The following is a 14,135-nucleotide window of genomic DNA, read 5'->3' as shown; positions in this document are numbered from 1 at the left end:
GGAGATGGTGGAGGAAGACGCCCTCGGGTCGGGCGGCGGGTGGAAGGGGTGAGTGCGATGAGCCGAGCGGAGCAGCGCCCGGAGTGGGCTGATCGCCCGGAGGGTGGGGCATCGGGCCCGAGCGGGTTGCTGGATCTGCTGGGTGTCGCCGCGGTGCTGCTGGAGGCCGACGGCCGGATCGACATGTGGAGCCCGCAGGCCGAGGAGCTGTTCGGCTATCGCGGCGGCGAAGTGGTCGGGCAGTACGCGGCGCCGCTGCTCCTGCATCCCGAACACCAGGAGGCGGCGATCAGGCTGTTCGCCGAGGTGATGGAGACCGGCCGGGGCTGGGCGGGGGCGTTCCCCGTCCGGCACAAGGACGGCAGCACCCGGATGATCGAGTTCCGCAACATGCGGCTGACGGACAACGCCGGCGAGCACTACGCCCTGGGGCTGGCCACCGACCGGTCCACGCTGCGCCAGCTGGAACACAAGGTGGCCCTGTCCACCCGGCTGGTCACCCAGGCACCGATCGGCCTGGCCGTCCTGGACACCGACCTGCGGTACCTGGCCGTCAACCCGGCCCTGGCGGCCATGCACGGATTCCCCGAGGCCGACCACATCGGCCGGAGCTTTAGGGAGGTCCTGCCCGGTGAGCCCTTCGAGAGTGCGGAAGCCGCGATGCGGGAGGTCCTGGCCAGTGGCGTTCCCGTGGTGGACCAGCAGGTGGTGGGCCGCACCGCCGCCGAGCCGGACGAGGACCACGCCTGGGCGGTGTCGCTCTACCGGCTGGAGGACCACCGCGGAAACGTGCTCGGCATCGCCAACGTGGTGGTCGACGTCACCGACCGGTACCAGGAAGCCAGGAGAGCCGACCGGGCCCAGCAGCGCCTGCGCCTGGCGGCGACCGGCTCGGCCCGTATCGGCACCACTCTGGAGGTGGAGCGCACAGCACAGGAACTCGCCGACGTCGTCGTGCCCGACCTGGCCGACATGGTCGCGGTGGACCTCCTGGACTCCGTCCTGCAAACGGGCCGCCCGGACCTGGGCGAAGAGCCTGCCCTGTTCCGCGCCCTGGCGGTGAAGACCGCCTATCCCACCGACGCCGCTCAAGCGATCGTCTCGCCCGGCCGCCTCACCACGTACCGTGCCGACCACCCGGCGGCCCATTGCGTCCGCACCCGCCGCCCTCTCCTGCTCACCCACCTGGGCGGCGACGACCTCATCCGTGTCGCCGCCGACCCCGACGGCGCCCGGCTGCTCGCCGAGGCCGGTGTCCACACCGACATGGCAGTCCCCCTCATCGCCCGGGAGCAGGTCATTGGTGTCATGGATCTGGCCCGCGCCCGCAACCCGCAGCCGTTCGACGAGTACGACCTGGCCCTCGCCTGCGAACTGGCCTCGTCCGCCGCGCTGAGCATCGTCAACGCCGTCCTGCACCAGCACATCCGCAGCGCCGCGGAGACGCTCCAGCGCAGTCTGCTTCCGCGGCTCTCGCCCTGCCATCCCGGTCTCGAGGTCGCCGCCAGGTACCTGCCCGCGCAGGCCTTCAGCGAGGTCGGCGGCGACTGGTACGACGTCCTCCCCCTCGACGGCGACCGCACCGCCCTCACGGTCGGCGACGTCATGGGCAGCGGTATCCCGGCCGCCACCACCATGGGCCGTCTGCGCACCGCCACCTCCACCCTCGCCGACCTCGACCTCGACCCCGCCCGGATCCTCACCCACCTCGACAAGATCACTCTCGGCCTGGACCCCTACTTCGCCACCTGCGTCTACGCGGTGTACGACCCGCACGACTGCCGCTTGCACGTGGCCTCCGCCGGCCATCTGCCGCCGGTCCTGATGAGGGCAGGCCGGCCACCAGAACTCCTCGACCTGCCCACCGGCACCCCGCTGGGAGTCGGCGGCGTCCCCTTCGAGACCACCGCGCTGGACCTGAATCCCGGTGATCAACTGGTCCTGTACACCGACGGCCTGGTCGAAACCCGGCACGACCCCATCGACGAACGCCTGAACGACCTCCTGCGCCTGCTGTCACCGCCGTACCCCTCCGCGGAGGAGACCTGCGACCGTCTCCTGCGGCAGCTCCGGCACCCTGACAGCCATGACGACGTCGCGCTGCTCATCGCCCGTGCGACAGGGCGCGGGTCCTGACGTACTGGGCGGCGCGGCGTCAGGCCGCCCGGTCCTTGCGCAGGAACCGGCGCAGCCGCCGCAGCGGCCACGTGTTGATGACATCCTCCGGGGTGAGCCATCCGCGTTGTGCCATGCCGATTCCGTAGCGGAGGTACGCGAGCTGGGGGATCGAGTGGGCGTCGGTGTCGATGGCGAACTTCGCCCCGAGACTCCTCGCGCGGGTGATGTCCTCGTCGCCCAGATCGAGGCGGTCGGGCTGGGCGTTGATCTCCAGGGCCGTGCCGGTGCGGGCACAGGCGGCGAACACCTCGTCGAGGTCGGCGTCGACGCCCGGCCGTTTGCCGATCAGACGGGTGGTGGGGTGTCCGATGACGTTGATGTGGGGGTTCTCGCAAGCGCGTACGATCCGCCGGGTCATCGCCCTCCGGCCGAGGTTGAAGTGGGAGTGCACCGAGGCCACGCACATGTCGAAGCCCTTGAGGAAGTCGTCGGGCCAGTCCACCTCCCCTTCGGGGCCGATGTTGAGCTCGGTGCCGTGCAACAGCCGCATCCGGCGGTGACGGCCGTCCAGCGACCGCACGTGCTCGCGCTGGGCCAGGATCTTCTCGTCGGTCATGCGCTGCATGTACAGGTTCGGTGCGTGGTCGGTGACCGCGTAGTACGCGTAGCCGCGCTCGGCGGCCGCCGTCACCATCTCCTCCAGCGGGGCGAGGCCGTCGGTGAGGTCGGTGTGGGTGTGCAGGTCGCCCTTGATGTCGCCCTCGGTCACGACCGCGGGCAGTTCGCCGCGCAGGCCCGCTTCGATCTCTCCCCGGTCCTCGCGCAGCGTGGGCGGGATCCACGGCAGGCCGAGCCTGGCGTACACCTCGTCCTCGGACCCGGAGGCGACCCGCTTGCCGCCCTCGGTTTCGAACAGCCCGTACTCGGAGAGCTTCAGCCCCAGATGGACGGCGATGGTGCGGGTGCGGATGTTGTGCGCCTTCGAACCGGTGAAGTACTGCATTCCGGCGCCCCACGCGTCCGGCCGCACCACGCGCAGGTCGACCTGCACGCCCTTGACGGTACGGATCGAGGTCTTCTTCTGGCCGTGTGCGATCACCTCGGCGGTGGAGGGCAGTTCGGTGAGGGCGGCCATGAAGGGGGCCGACCGGTCGGCGGCGACGAGGATGTCGATGTCGCCGATGGTTTCCCTCATGCGGCGCAGCGATCCGGCGTAGGCGCACTGCTCGCATCCGGTGATCCCGGCGAGTTCCGCGACGATGTCCTCGGCGGATTCCATGGCGGTGCTGAGCAGGATCCGCCCTCCTGCCTGCTGCATCAGGGCGATGCCGTGCAGGATGTTCTCCTCGGTCTTCTCCCCGAAGCCCTTCAGGTCGCGCAGCTTCTCCGCCTTGATGGCGTCGGCAAGTTCGCCCACCGAGGAGATGTGCAGGTCCTCGTAGAGCGCCATCGCCTTCCTGGGGCCGAGGGTGGGGATGGTGATCAGCTGCCGCACTCCTGCGGGAATCTGGGCCCGCGTCTCCTCGACCACCGTGACATGGCCGGTCCGGAAGTACTCGACGACTTTCTCGGCGATGGACTTCCCCACGCCCGGGATCTCTTTCAGACCCGCGACGTCGAGGCGGGAGACGTCGGCGGGGTGGCCGGCGATCGCACGGGCGGCCTTTTCGTAGGCGCGCGCCTTGAACGCGTCGCCTCCGGTGATGGCGATGAGGTCCGCGTACTCCTGAAGGAGTGCCTCGACCTCTTCGTTGGGTCGGACCACGTCTCACATTCTAGGATTTGCTCAGCGAGAGGCGACGCGGCGCCGGACGGAAAAAGCGGGCATGAGTCATGAGCGAAGCCGCTCATTCACCTGAGGAACTCGTGCGGGCCGTGCGAGCGGCCGGCATCAGTGACGAGCGCCTGCTCCAGACCGTGCGAGCGACGCCCCGAGAGGCGTTCGTCCCCACCGGTCACCAGGCGCACGCCTACCATGACGTGCCCCTTCCGATCGGGCACGGGCAGGTGACCACGCAGCCCTCACTCTCGGTCATGATGATCGACGGCCTTGAGCTGGGCGGGGACGAGCACGTCCTCGAGATCGGTACCGGGCTCGGCTTCCAGACCGCACTCCTGGCCCGGTCGGCCGCCGACGTCGTGACCATCGAGCTGTGGCCCGACATCGCGGACCAGGCACGGCACAACCTCGCCCGCCAGGGCCTCCGGAACGTCGAGCTGCGCGTCGGGGACGGCAGCGGCGGCGTGCCGGACCGCGCACCGTACGACGCGATCATCGTGTCCGCCGCGTTCCCGAGCGTGCCCGCCCCGCTGACCGAGCAGCTGCGCCCCGGCGGCCGCCTCGTGCAGCCCATCGGGCCGGGCGGCCGGGAACAGGTCGTGTGCTTCTCCCGCACAGCGACCTCGCTGGAGCACCGACGCACACTCACACCCGCCCACTTCGTCCGTCTGCGGGGACGGTACGGCTTCTCCTCCTGAGGTCCGCGGATCCCGCCGAGCGTACGGATCCAGCCACCGATTCGGCATTCGGCCACTGCCCTGACGTGGTGTTTTACAGTGGCTTCCACCAATTCCGGCGATGAACCTGAGAGGTATGCGCGAACATGTCGACTGAAACGTTTGAGTTTCAGGTGGAGGCCCGTCAGCTGTTGCAGCTGATGATCCACTCGGTCTACTCGAACAAGGATGTCTTCCTGCGGGAGCTCGTCTCCAACGCCTCCGACGCGCTGGACAAGCTGCGCCTCGAGAAGCTGTGGGAGGACTCGCTCGACGCCGATGTGTCCGATCTGCACATCGAGATCGACGTCGACAAGGAGGCCCGCACCCTGACCGTGCGGGACAACGGCGTCGGGATGTCGTACGACGAGGTGGGGCGGCTCATCGGCACGATCGCCAACTCGGGCACGGCGGAGTTCCTCCAGGAGCTGCGGGAGGCCAAGGACGCGGCCGGGGAGGAGGGGCTCATCGGCCAGTTCGGCGTCGGGTTCTACTCCGGCTTCATGGTGGCGGACGAGGTCACCCTGCTGACCCGCCGCGCCGGCGAGGGCCAGGGCACCCGCTGGTCGTCGCGCGGCGAGGGCACGTACACGCTGGAGACGGTCGAGGACGCGCCGCAGGGCACCTCGGTCACGCTCCACCTCAAGCCGGCCGACCCGGAGAACCAGCTCCACGACTACACCTCCCCATGGAAGATCAGGGAGATCGTCAAGCGGTACTCGGACTTCATCACCTGGCCCATCCGGATGGTGCCCGAGGACTCCGCCGCGGCCGACGAGAGCGGCGAGGCGCCGCAACCCGAGACGCTCAACTCCATGAAGGCGCTGTGGGCGCGGCCCCGCGGCGAGGTGTCCGACGACGAGTACCACGAGCTGTACAAGCACATCGGCCACGACTGGCGCGACCCGCTGGAGACGATCCGGCTCCAGGCGGAGGGCACCTTCGAGTACCAGGCCCTGCTGTTCCTGCCGGCGCACGCCCCCCACGACCTGTTCACACGGGACTTCAAGCGCGGTGTGCAGCTGTACGTCAAGCGCGTGTTCATCATGGACGACTGCGAGGCGCTGCTGCCGCCGTACCTCCGCTTCGTCAAGGGCGTCGTCGACGCGGCGGACCTCTCGCTCAACGTGTCCCGCGAGATCCTCCAGCAGGACCGCCACATCGAGATGATGCGGCGACGGCTGACGAAGAAGGTCCTGTCCACGGTCAAGGAGATGACGGCCAAGGACCAGGACCGCTACGCCACGTTCTGGCGGGAGTTCGGCGCGGTCCTGAAGGAAGGACTGGTCACCGACTCGGAGAACCGCGACGCGATCCTCGCCGTCGCGTCGTTCGCGAGCACGCACCACGACACCGAGCCCACCACGCTCAAGAGTTACGTGGAGCGGATGAAGGACGGCCAGGACGACATCTACTACCTGACCGGCGAGTCCCGGCAGAGCATCGAGAACTCCCCGCACATGGAGGCCTTCCGGGACCGGGGCATCGAGGTGCTGCTGCTCACCGACCCCGTCGACGAGGTGTGGGCCGACGCCGTCGGCGAGTACGAGGGCAACAAGCTGCGGTCCGTCGCCAAGGGGCAGATCGACCTCGACGCCGAGGACGAGGACACCACCGACGGCGAGCGGGAGAAGCGGACCGAGGAGTACGCCGGGCTGCTCGGCTGGATGAAGGAGCAGCTGGACGAGGACATCAAGGAGGTGCGCCTGTCCTCCCGCCTCACCGTCTCCCCGGCCTGCGTCGTCTCCGACGCGCACGACCTGACCCCGGCCCTGGAGAACATGTACCGCGCGATGGGCCAGGAGGTGCCCCGCGCCAAGCGGATCCTGGAGCTCAACCCGGACCACCGGCTGGTGAAGGGCCTCAACCAGGCGTACAAGGAGCGCGAGGACCGCACGGAGCTGGTCGAGACCGCAGAGCTCCTGCACGGCCTGGCGGTGCTCGCGGAGGGCGGCCAGCCCAAGGAACCGGCCCGCTTCGTGAAGCTCATGGCGGACCGCCTGGAACGCGCGCTGTAACCCCGCCGGGCGTCGGCGGGCCTGCCAAGGGCCCCGGGGCGCCGGCCGCGGTCAGGCGGTGAGCCGTTCGCTCACCTCCCACAACCGCGCCGCCGCCTCGGGGTCGACCGCGTACGGGAGCACGCCCGGCGCCGCCTCGTCGGCCCGCCAGGTGGCCTCGTCCTCGACCAGCGGGCTGATGTCGGCGTTCTCGCAGTAGACCCCGCCCCGCCCGGCGAGCAGCTCACTGGTGGCGCACCAGACACTCGTGGCCGCCCCCTGCTCGATCGTCTTCATCTGGCGGGCGGGATCCCGCACCGGACGGCCCTCCGCGTCGACGGCGCCCGCGGCCGCCAGAGCGTCCTCGGCGAGGTACTTCGCGAGGCCGGTGCCGACGATGCGACCGGGATGCACCGAGAAGGCGCGCACCCCCTGCGACCTGCCCCGCCGGTCCAGCTCGGCGGCGAAGAGCACATTGGCCGTCTTCGACTGCCCGTAGGCCAGGAACGGCTCGTAGGGCCGGTGTTCGAAGTGCAGATCCTCGAAGACGACGGGGGAGAAGCGATGGCCCCGCGAGGAGAGCACCACCACCCGCGCCCCGCCGGCCGCCACCAGGGCGGGCCACAGCCGGGTCGTCAGCCGGAAGTGCCCGAGGTGGTTCGTCGCGAACTGCGCCTCGTGGCCCCGCGCGTCCCGCGTCAGCGGAGTGGCCATGATCCCGGCGTTGTCGACCAGGATGTGCAGCGGGCGCCCGGATGCCAGGAACGTCTCCGTGAAGGCATCGACGGACGCCGGGTCGATCAGGTCCATCGGTGCGACCTCGACGCCGTCCAGCTCCTTCAGCGCGGTGCGGGCCCGCTCCGGATCCCTGGCCGGTACGACGACCTCGGCGCCCGCCGCCCGCAGGACACGGCTCGTCTCCAGGCCGATGCCGGAGTAGCCGCCGGTGACGATCGCGACCTTGCCGGCCAGGTCGATGCCCTCGATCACCTCCTCGGCGGTGGACGCGGCACCGAAGCCGGAGCGCAGAGGCCGCTGTGGGGTGGTCATGGTGGGTGTCTCCTCGTTGTGCGCCATGAAGCCACCGTAGGTCGGGTGTTCCGTACGATGAATGCTTGAACGTGCGCCTTACTTGCGCGACAGTTCAACCATGTCCACCGATCCCCTCTCCGACGCCCTCGCCGTCGCGGACGCGCGCTCGGTGCTCTCGGGCGGCTTCACCGCGGGCGGCCGGTGGGCGATCCGGCTGCGCGGGCGCGACAAGCTGAAGGTCAACGTCCTCGCACGGGGCAGCTGCCTGCTCATCACCGAGGGCGGAGCCGCACCGGTCGTCCTGTCCGAGGGGGACGTCGTGGTCTCCGACGGGCGGCGGTCGTACGTGCTGTGCAGCGAACCCGGACTGGTGCCCGTGGGCCCGGAGGAGGTCGCCGTCGACCCGTGCACCGGGATGGGAACGCTCGGCGGGGGAGCGGAGGTGGTGTGCGTCTCCGGGCACATCGACGTCAGCCGGGACGGCGGTGACCTGCTGCGCCGGGCCCTGCCCGAGCTGATCCACGTGCGGTCGGGCACGGCCGAGGCGCCGGTGCTGCGCTGGCTCACCGACCGGCTCATCGCCGAGGCGGCCGGCGGCCGGGCCGGGTCCGCCTTCAGCTCCGACCATCTGGCCCAGCTGATGTTCGTCGAGGTGCTCCGGGCCTGCCTCGGCGAGGCCGAGGGGCTGCCGCCCGGCTGGCTGCGGGCGCTGGCGGACGAGCGGCTGGCCCCGGCCCTGCGCCTGCTGCACGCCGACCCGGCCCACCCCTGGCAGCTGGAGGAACTGGCCCGGGCCGCCGCGATGTCCCGGACCACCTTCGCGGTGCGCTTCAGGGAGGCCGCCGGGGTACCGCCCCTCACCTACCTCCAGAACTGGCGGATGAGCCTGGCCGCCCGCGCTCTCAGAGAGGACTCCACCCCGGTTGCCGCGCTGGCCCGCTCGGTCGGCTACACCTCCGAGAGCGCCTTCAGCAACGCCTTCAAACGCACGGTCGGCCTCGCGCCCCGCCGCTACCGGGAGACGGTCAGGGACTGAGCCGCTGAGGCAGTGGGCCGAGGTCGCCTTCGAGGACTGTTTTGATGATCTGGGGGCGGTCCCAGAGGGCCAGGAGCTCGTTGGCTATGGCCGTGACCGGCAGGTGGTCCTGGTCGCCGTGCACCGTGATGGCGGCGGCCGACAGGCTTCGTGGGACGGCTCCCGCGTCGAGGAGGACACGCCATTCCTCCGGACCGAGCTCCAGGAATTCCAGCTGGGTGAGTCCGGCGATCTGGAGGGGATCGGCGAGCGTGCCGGGGTAGGCGCTGAGGGTCCGCAGGCGGGGCAGCCCGGTGACCGGGGCGAGGCTGACCGGCGCGGCGTCCCACACGCCGATGGACAGGACCTCCAGGCCAGGGTGCGCGGCCGCCTCGACGCTCGGTATGCCTCGTACATTGACGTACGCCACCGCCGGCGGCCGGTCCGCACCCGAGCCGCCGACTCGCTCGCTGTGCCGGTTCATCACCAGGTCGGTCAGTGAGTCGGCGACCAGGGAGGCGCCGACGCTCTCCTCGTGGCTGAGCATGATGATCTGCCCCCGGTGACCACGCGGGCCGGGTGTCAGATCGACCGCCAGCCGGTCGCCACCGCCGTTGTCCCCGAAGACGATCCAGCCGGGAGAGCCGACCAGGCCCTGCACCGCGGCGCCGGGCAGGGTGACGACCGCCTCCATCGCCGCGAACTGCCACTGGCAGTGTCGGGACGACGCGTCGGCGATGTACAGGTCGTCCAGCCGGAAGGCCTCCCAGCCGACCGCCGTGCACTCACGTTCCGCTGCCTCGTCGTCGCCCCAGTCCTCCCACCGGAACCGTGTCACCCGGTAGAGCACCTTGAGCTCCTCGGGCAGCGTGACGCCCAGGCGCGCTTCCGTGGCGGCGATCTCCGTCTCCGTCGCGCCGACGGCGTCGGGCAACCGTTCACGGAGCGTCCGCTCCAGTAGGCCCAGGTCCGCCGAAGGGGCCGGCACCGCATCGGGCGCCGGATCGGGAAGGCAGCGCCAGGGCTGGGGAACGGCGCCCTCGACCAGGATGAGCGTGCCCGGATGCGTGGTGCCGATGCCGGTTTCCACGGCGGGACTCGGCGCGAGCAGGCGGAGCGAGGTCGTCCCGTCCGGCGAGATCCTCGCCGTGAACGAGATGTCGTCGACACCGGCGTCCGCGAGCCCGGTCCGTACCCGCTCCACCGCCTCGAACTCGTCCTGCCCGCCCTTGACCTGAGCGGCACGACCGGGCTGCGGCAGCCGTCGCCGCGAGGGCAGACTCCAGCTCTGCCGGCCGATGCGTCCGGCCACGCGGACAGAGGTGGCGGCCTGTCCCTCGGCGCCGCCGTCCCGGACAAGCCGCAGCACCGGTGCCCAGGTCGCGAAGTCGTGAATCGAGGACGGAGCGGGATCTCGATCAATCATGCGCAGACCATACGCGAGGCCACTGACACCGAACCTGTGGAACCTATTCGATCAGCTTCCACTCCTGGGAGCCGTCCGTCGCCGCGTTCTGAAGGGTCAGCGGTGCTCCGCCGGAGGTGCCGGTCAGGTACAGGCCGGTGTTCTTGACGGACTGGAACTTGTAGAACCCGTCGGCGGTCTTGACGAGGTTCCAGCTGCCGGTGGCGCTGTTGTCGACCCACTGGCCGATCCTCTGGCCGGCCGTCGCGTCGCCCGTCCAGATCGCCGCCGCGCGACCGCCCGACTTGTTGAGCAGTGTCACGCCGCCGTTCGGCTCGGTCACCACGTGCCAGTACTCGGTGTCCGTGTCGGCCACCGAGCCGGGGCGCTCCAGGCGGACGTCGGGGACGTCGCCGTTGCCGATGTCGGCGTCGTTGGTCCTGCCGCCGGTGCCGATGACTTGGCCGGTCCTGCGGTTCACCAGCTGGTGGTAGGCGCCGTGCGAGTGCCCGAGATCGACCTCGGCGAAGGCGAGCGTCGAGGTGCCCTGGTTGTTGAGGATCGCGATGCGGCCGGTGCCCTCGACGTACTGGAGGTCGCGGCTGTAACCGGCCTTCGAGGTCGTCCGGTACTCCTTCCACACGCCGTCGCCGCGGCCGCTCTCATCGATCCAGACGTCGGCGCTGCCTGCGGCGTTGTAGACCAGGCGCCCTCCGGGAAGCCTGATGAGGACCGGGCTGCCGCCGGTCGCCAGGGGACGGGAGCCGGTGTCGACCGGCAGGGAGTCGACGCCGTCACCGGTGGGGGAGCCGCTGTAGAACTTCAGCGGGCTGTCGGCGATCCGACAGCGGGTGTTGGCCCCGCCGCCCCAGTACTCGTAGGTGAGCAGCCACTTGCCGTCCGTCGTCCGCACGACGTTCGCCATGCCCGGCCGGCCACCGCCGATCTCCGACTTTCCGCCGCCCATGGCCTCGGACAGTCCGGCGATGTCGACGACGGGTCCGCTCCACTGGCCGCCGCGGCCGTCCCAGGTCCTGTGGACGAGGATCTGGCCGTGCGAGTCCGTGGCGGTGTCGTTGGCGGGGTCCAGGGTGGGGACGCCGGTGGCCGGGTCGAAGCCGGTGTAGTCGTTCTCGTCGGAGTAGTAGCAGACGAGCTTGCCCTTGTAGACCATCAGGTACGGCTCCCAGAGGGGATCCACCTGCTTGTCCTTGTTCGCGGCGGCGACGTTCCGGCCGATCGCGCCCGCGCTGCCGCCCTGCCAGCCGCCCGTCGCGACGATGTTGACGACCTTCCACGTGGCACCGTCGTCGGTGCTGGCGTACAGGGCGATCGCCATGTCCTCGCGGTCCCCGTCGTTGGACGGCGTCCAGTTCGGGTCGGCGGCCTTGTGCTCCTTGTAGTAGTGGTCGTCGCCCGACACGACGCTCGCCAGGAGCAGGGTGCCCCGTTTCAGCTTCCCGACGTCCTGCGGCAGCGTGTAGAGGTACGGGTTCGTCCAGTTGCTCGTGTACTTCGCGTACCGGGGGTCGCCGGAGAGGTAGGCCGGGGCCTTGACCTCCGACAGCGGCTGCCATGTCGTGCCGTGGTCGTCGCTCTTGTACACGGGGAGTGTCTGCCCGTCGGCGCTGCCGGTGGCGGGCACGACCGTGGACTTCTCGAACGACGCGACCAGGCGCCCGCTCGGCAGCTGCGCCGACTTGGGGTAGACGGCGCAGTTGCCCCGCCCCTTCAGACAGGGCTCGCTTCCGAGCTGGTACAGGATCCCGCCCGTAGGGTTGTACGCCCGCGCACCGGCCATGGGGATCATGAGCAGCGCGGACGCCGCGGCGAAGGTGCCCAGTGCTCTCGCGAGTCTTCTTCTGTGCATGGCCTCTCCCAGGGTGGTCAGGAACGGTTCCGGTCGATGTCGGTGGAGACGAGGACGCGTACGTCCCAGGGGCCGAGGTCCAGCGCGGTGCCGGCGGCGACGGACGTGCCGTCGAGGACGTCGGAGAGCGGGCCCGGTGCGGACACGCTCGCGGGCTCCCAGCTCCAGTTGTGGACGATGTGCACGCGGCGCCCGTCGGGTGCGGTCCCGGTCGACACGGTGACCGAGGCCGGCAGATCGCCCCACCCGTGGCGGGCGGCCGGGGCCAGCCACCCGGCCAGCGTCCGGGCGAGGTCCCGGCCGGGCACCGTGCCGACGTACGTGACCCGCCCCGCGCCGTGGCGGCGGGTGGTGACCGCGGGCCAGCGGCCGAAGTGCGGGTGGTCGTACTCGACGAGGACCTCGGCGTCGGTGACGGCCAGGCCGTCCGCCCAGCGGGTCGCGGTGGCGCCGCTGGGCAGGTCGAGCGGGCTGCCCGGCGCGGACCGCACGGGCACGTCCCGTAGCAGGTTGCTGAATTCGTCGTACGAGACACCCGCCGCCTCCGTGAGACGGCCGGGGGCCGGTTCGGTGCGGGCGCGGGCCTCGTGGTCGGCGTAGCCGGTGCGCGGGCCGAGGACCAGATGGCCGCCGGCGTGGGCGTAGGCGGCGAGCCGGTCGAGGGTCGCGTCGGCGGCCAGGTACAGCGCCGGTACGACGAGGACCGGGTGACGGCGCACGGCCTCCTGGGGCGTCAGACCCTCCGACTCCCCGCCCGGGTCGAGCAGTTGGCGGGCGTGGACGATGCGGACCTGGCGGCGTGCGTCGAAGGCGCCCCGGTAGAAGGGGTCGAGGAAACGGTGGTAGGCGGCCGGGTCGGGTTCGCCGTCGGGTTTGGACAGCGGCGGGTACTTCTGCATCAGCCACTTGCTCGGCGTCGAGTACACCAGCGTGATGTCCGCGTCCGGTTCGAGGCCGGCCACGAGCGCGCCGGCGGTGTCGAACTCCCCGCCCAGGCGGGCGAGTTCGGCATAGGCGCGGCCCGGCTGTCCGGTGTGGGGCAGGATGCCGCCCCAGTAGGTCTCCGCGCCGAAGTGCAGCGTGTGCCAGTGCCAGTACTCGATCATGCGGGCACCGCGCGCGACGAGCGCCCAGGCGGCCTGGCGCCACTGGCCGTCGTAGGCGGGCCGGTTGTCCCACGGGAAGCCGATGGAGCCGGCGTTGGTCTCGGTGACCAGGAACGGCGCCTGGCGGGAGGAGAACATCCAGTCGGCCGTCTGGTGGAGCGCCCACACGCCGGTGGTCTTCCACAGCTGCTCGTGGCCGTCGGGGGTGGGGTCGGGCAGCAGGAGGCCGTCCTGCATGTCGTAGTACGGGTTGCCGGCGGCGATGTCGAGGCGGTCGGTGAGCTCGTCGTCCTCGACCGCCGGGCGGGTGTAGGAGATGCAGGTCGTGACGAACTGCTCGGGGCGGGCGTACTCGCGGACGATGTCCGCCTGCCGGCCGATGAACTCGGTGACCTGGCGGGCCTGGAACTCCCGCCAGGCGACGTCGTACTGGGGCTGGGCGTTGCCGTCCGGGGTCCACAGGTCCGCCCAGGTGGACAGCCGGTGCGACCAGTAGACCAGCCCCCACTCGCGGTTGAGGGTCTCCACGTCGCCGTACTTCTCCCTCAGGTGGTCGACGAAGCGCTGGAAGACGCCGTGGTTGTGGAGGAGTTCGAGTCCGGGCTCGTTGTCGACCTGGAAGCCGATCACCGCCGGGTGGCCGGCGTACCGGCCGACGATCCCGCGGACGACCCGTTCGGCGTGGAACCGGAAAGCCGGGTGCGTGAAGTCCACCTCCTGCCGGGCGCCCCAGCCGATGCGCTCACCGGTGCGCCGCTCCCCGGTGATCTCCGGGTACTGACGGGCCAGCCACGGCGGGACGGCGTACGTCGGAGTCCCGAGGACGACGGAGATACCGCGTTCGTGGGCGCCGTCCAGCACCGGCTGGAGCCAGTCGAGTTCGAAGCGGCCGTTCTCCGGCTCCCAGGTCGACCAGACCGACTCGCCGACCCGGATGACCGTGACATGGGCGTCGGCCATCAGATCGAGATCGGTCTTGAGGCGTTCGGCGGGGCGTTCGGCACTGTAGGGGGGCCGGTACTCGTGGTAGTACGCGGCGCCGAACAGGACGCGGGCAGGCAGAGCCGCCATGTAGGAGACCTCCGAGGGGAAGTAG

The 14,135-nt window shown here is 70.7% G+C and carries 9 protein-coding genes; 4 read left to right on the top strand and 5 right to left on the bottom strand.

Going from position 1 to position 14,135, the window contains the following annotated elements; all coding sequences use genetic code 11:
- The first annotated feature begins 57 nt into the window (after positions 1-57).
- Complete coding sequence (locus tag ABZ915_RS01240) at positions 58-2,136, top strand: SpoIIE family protein phosphatase (RefSeq protein WP_361793811.1); 2,079 nt, start codon at positions 58-60, stop codon at positions 2,134-2,136.
- 19 nt (positions 2,137-2,155) lie between these two features.
- On the opposite strand, the gene polX is transcribed toward ABZ915_RS01240, so the two are convergent.
- Positions 2,156-3,883 carry a DNA polymerase/3'-5' exonuclease PolX gene (gene polX / locus ABZ915_RS01235; RefSeq protein WP_361793808.1) on the bottom strand — a complete coding sequence of 576 codons (1,728 nt, stop codon included), beginning with the start codon at positions 3,881-3,883 and terminating at the stop codon, positions 2,156-2,158.
- A gap of 68 nt (positions 3,884-3,951) precedes the next feature.
- Between polX and ABZ915_RS01230 the strand changes: the two genes are divergently transcribed.
- A complete protein-coding gene (locus ABZ915_RS01230) occupies positions 3,952-4,596 on the top strand; it encodes a protein-L-isoaspartate(D-aspartate) O-methyltransferase (RefSeq protein WP_361793805.1) in 645 nt (214 codons plus the stop codon).
- Between the two features lie 125 nt (positions 4,597-4,721).
- Positions 4,722-6,632, top strand: a complete 1,911-nt coding sequence (gene htpG / locus ABZ915_RS01225) for a molecular chaperone HtpG (RefSeq protein ID WP_361793802.1) — start codon at positions 4,722-4,724, stop codon at positions 6,630-6,632.
- A 51-nt stretch (positions 6,633-6,683) separates the two neighbouring features.
- On the opposite strand, the gene ABZ915_RS01220 is transcribed toward htpG, so the two are convergent.
- Complete coding sequence (locus ABZ915_RS01220) at positions 6,684-7,688, bottom strand: oxidoreductase (protein WP_361793799.1); 1,005 nt, start codon at positions 7,686-7,688, stop codon at positions 6,684-6,686.
- Positions 7,689-7,761: 73 nt separating this feature from the next.
- Between ABZ915_RS01220 and ABZ915_RS01215 the strand changes: the two genes are divergently transcribed.
- On the top strand, positions 7,762-8,679 hold the full coding sequence (locus ABZ915_RS01215; RefSeq protein WP_361793796.1) for an AraC family transcriptional regulator: 918 nt from the start codon (positions 7,762-7,764) through the stop codon (positions 8,677-8,679).
- On the opposite strand, the gene ABZ915_RS01210 is transcribed toward ABZ915_RS01215, so the two are convergent.
- The 3 genes from ABZ915_RS01210 to ABZ915_RS01200 are packed head-to-tail and all read right to left on the bottom strand — an operon-like array spanning position 8,669 to position 14,110.
- Positions 8,669-10,084, bottom strand: a complete 1,416-nt coding sequence (locus ABZ915_RS01210; protein ID WP_361793793.1) for an SMI1/KNR4 family protein — start codon at positions 10,082-10,084, stop codon at positions 8,669-8,671. The genes ABZ915_RS01215 and ABZ915_RS01210 overlap by 11 nt on opposite strands.
- A gap of 43 nt (positions 10,085-10,127) precedes the next feature.
- Complete coding sequence (locus ABZ915_RS01205; protein WP_361793790.1) at positions 10,128-11,933, bottom strand: RICIN domain-containing protein; 1,806 nt, start codon at positions 11,931-11,933, stop codon at positions 10,128-10,130.
- Positions 11,934-11,950: 17 nt separating this feature from the next.
- Complete coding sequence (locus ABZ915_RS01200) at positions 11,951-14,110, bottom strand: beta-galactosidase (protein WP_361793787.1); 2,160 nt, start codon at positions 14,108-14,110, stop codon at positions 11,951-11,953.
- Between the last annotated feature and the right edge of the window lie 25 nt (positions 14,111-14,135).

This window comes from Streptomyces sp. NPDC046915, assembly GCF_040644935.1.
Classification (GTDB): domain Bacteria; phylum Actinomycetota; class Actinomycetes; order Streptomycetales; family Streptomycetaceae; genus Streptomyces.
Note: the sequence above shows the minus strand (reverse complement) of the source record. Positions and strands in the feature narration are given on the sequence as shown.

Coding starts and splice junctions, on each gene's coding strand:
- ABZ915_RS01205 (WP_361793790.1), bottom strand. CDS start 11,933: ATGCACAGAAGAAGACTCGCGAGAGCACTGGGCACCTTCGCCGCGGCG.
- ABZ915_RS01215 (WP_361793796.1), top strand. CDS start 7,762: ATGTCCACCGATCCCCTCTCCGACGCCCTCGCCGTCGCGGACGCGCGC.
- ABZ915_RS01230 (WP_361793805.1), top strand. CDS start 3,952: ATGAGCGAAGCCGCTCATTCACCTGAGGAACTCGTGCGGGCCGTGCGA.
- ABZ915_RS01240 (WP_361793811.1), top strand. CDS start 58: ATGAGCCGAGCGGAGCAGCGCCCGGAGTGGGCTGATCGCCCGGAGGGT.
- htpG (WP_361793802.1), top strand. CDS start 4,722: ATGTCGACTGAAACGTTTGAGTTTCAGGTGGAGGCCCGTCAGCTGTTG.
- ABZ915_RS01200 (WP_361793787.1), bottom strand. CDS start 14,110: ATGGCGGCTCTGCCTGCCCGCGTCCTGTTCGGCGCCGCGTACTACCAC.
- ABZ915_RS01210 (WP_361793793.1), bottom strand. CDS start 10,084: ATGATTGATCGAGATCCCGCTCCGTCCTCGATTCACGACTTCGCGACC.
- ABZ915_RS01220 (WP_361793799.1), bottom strand. CDS start 7,688: ATGGCGCACAACGAGGAGACACCCACCATGACCACCCCACAGCGGCCT.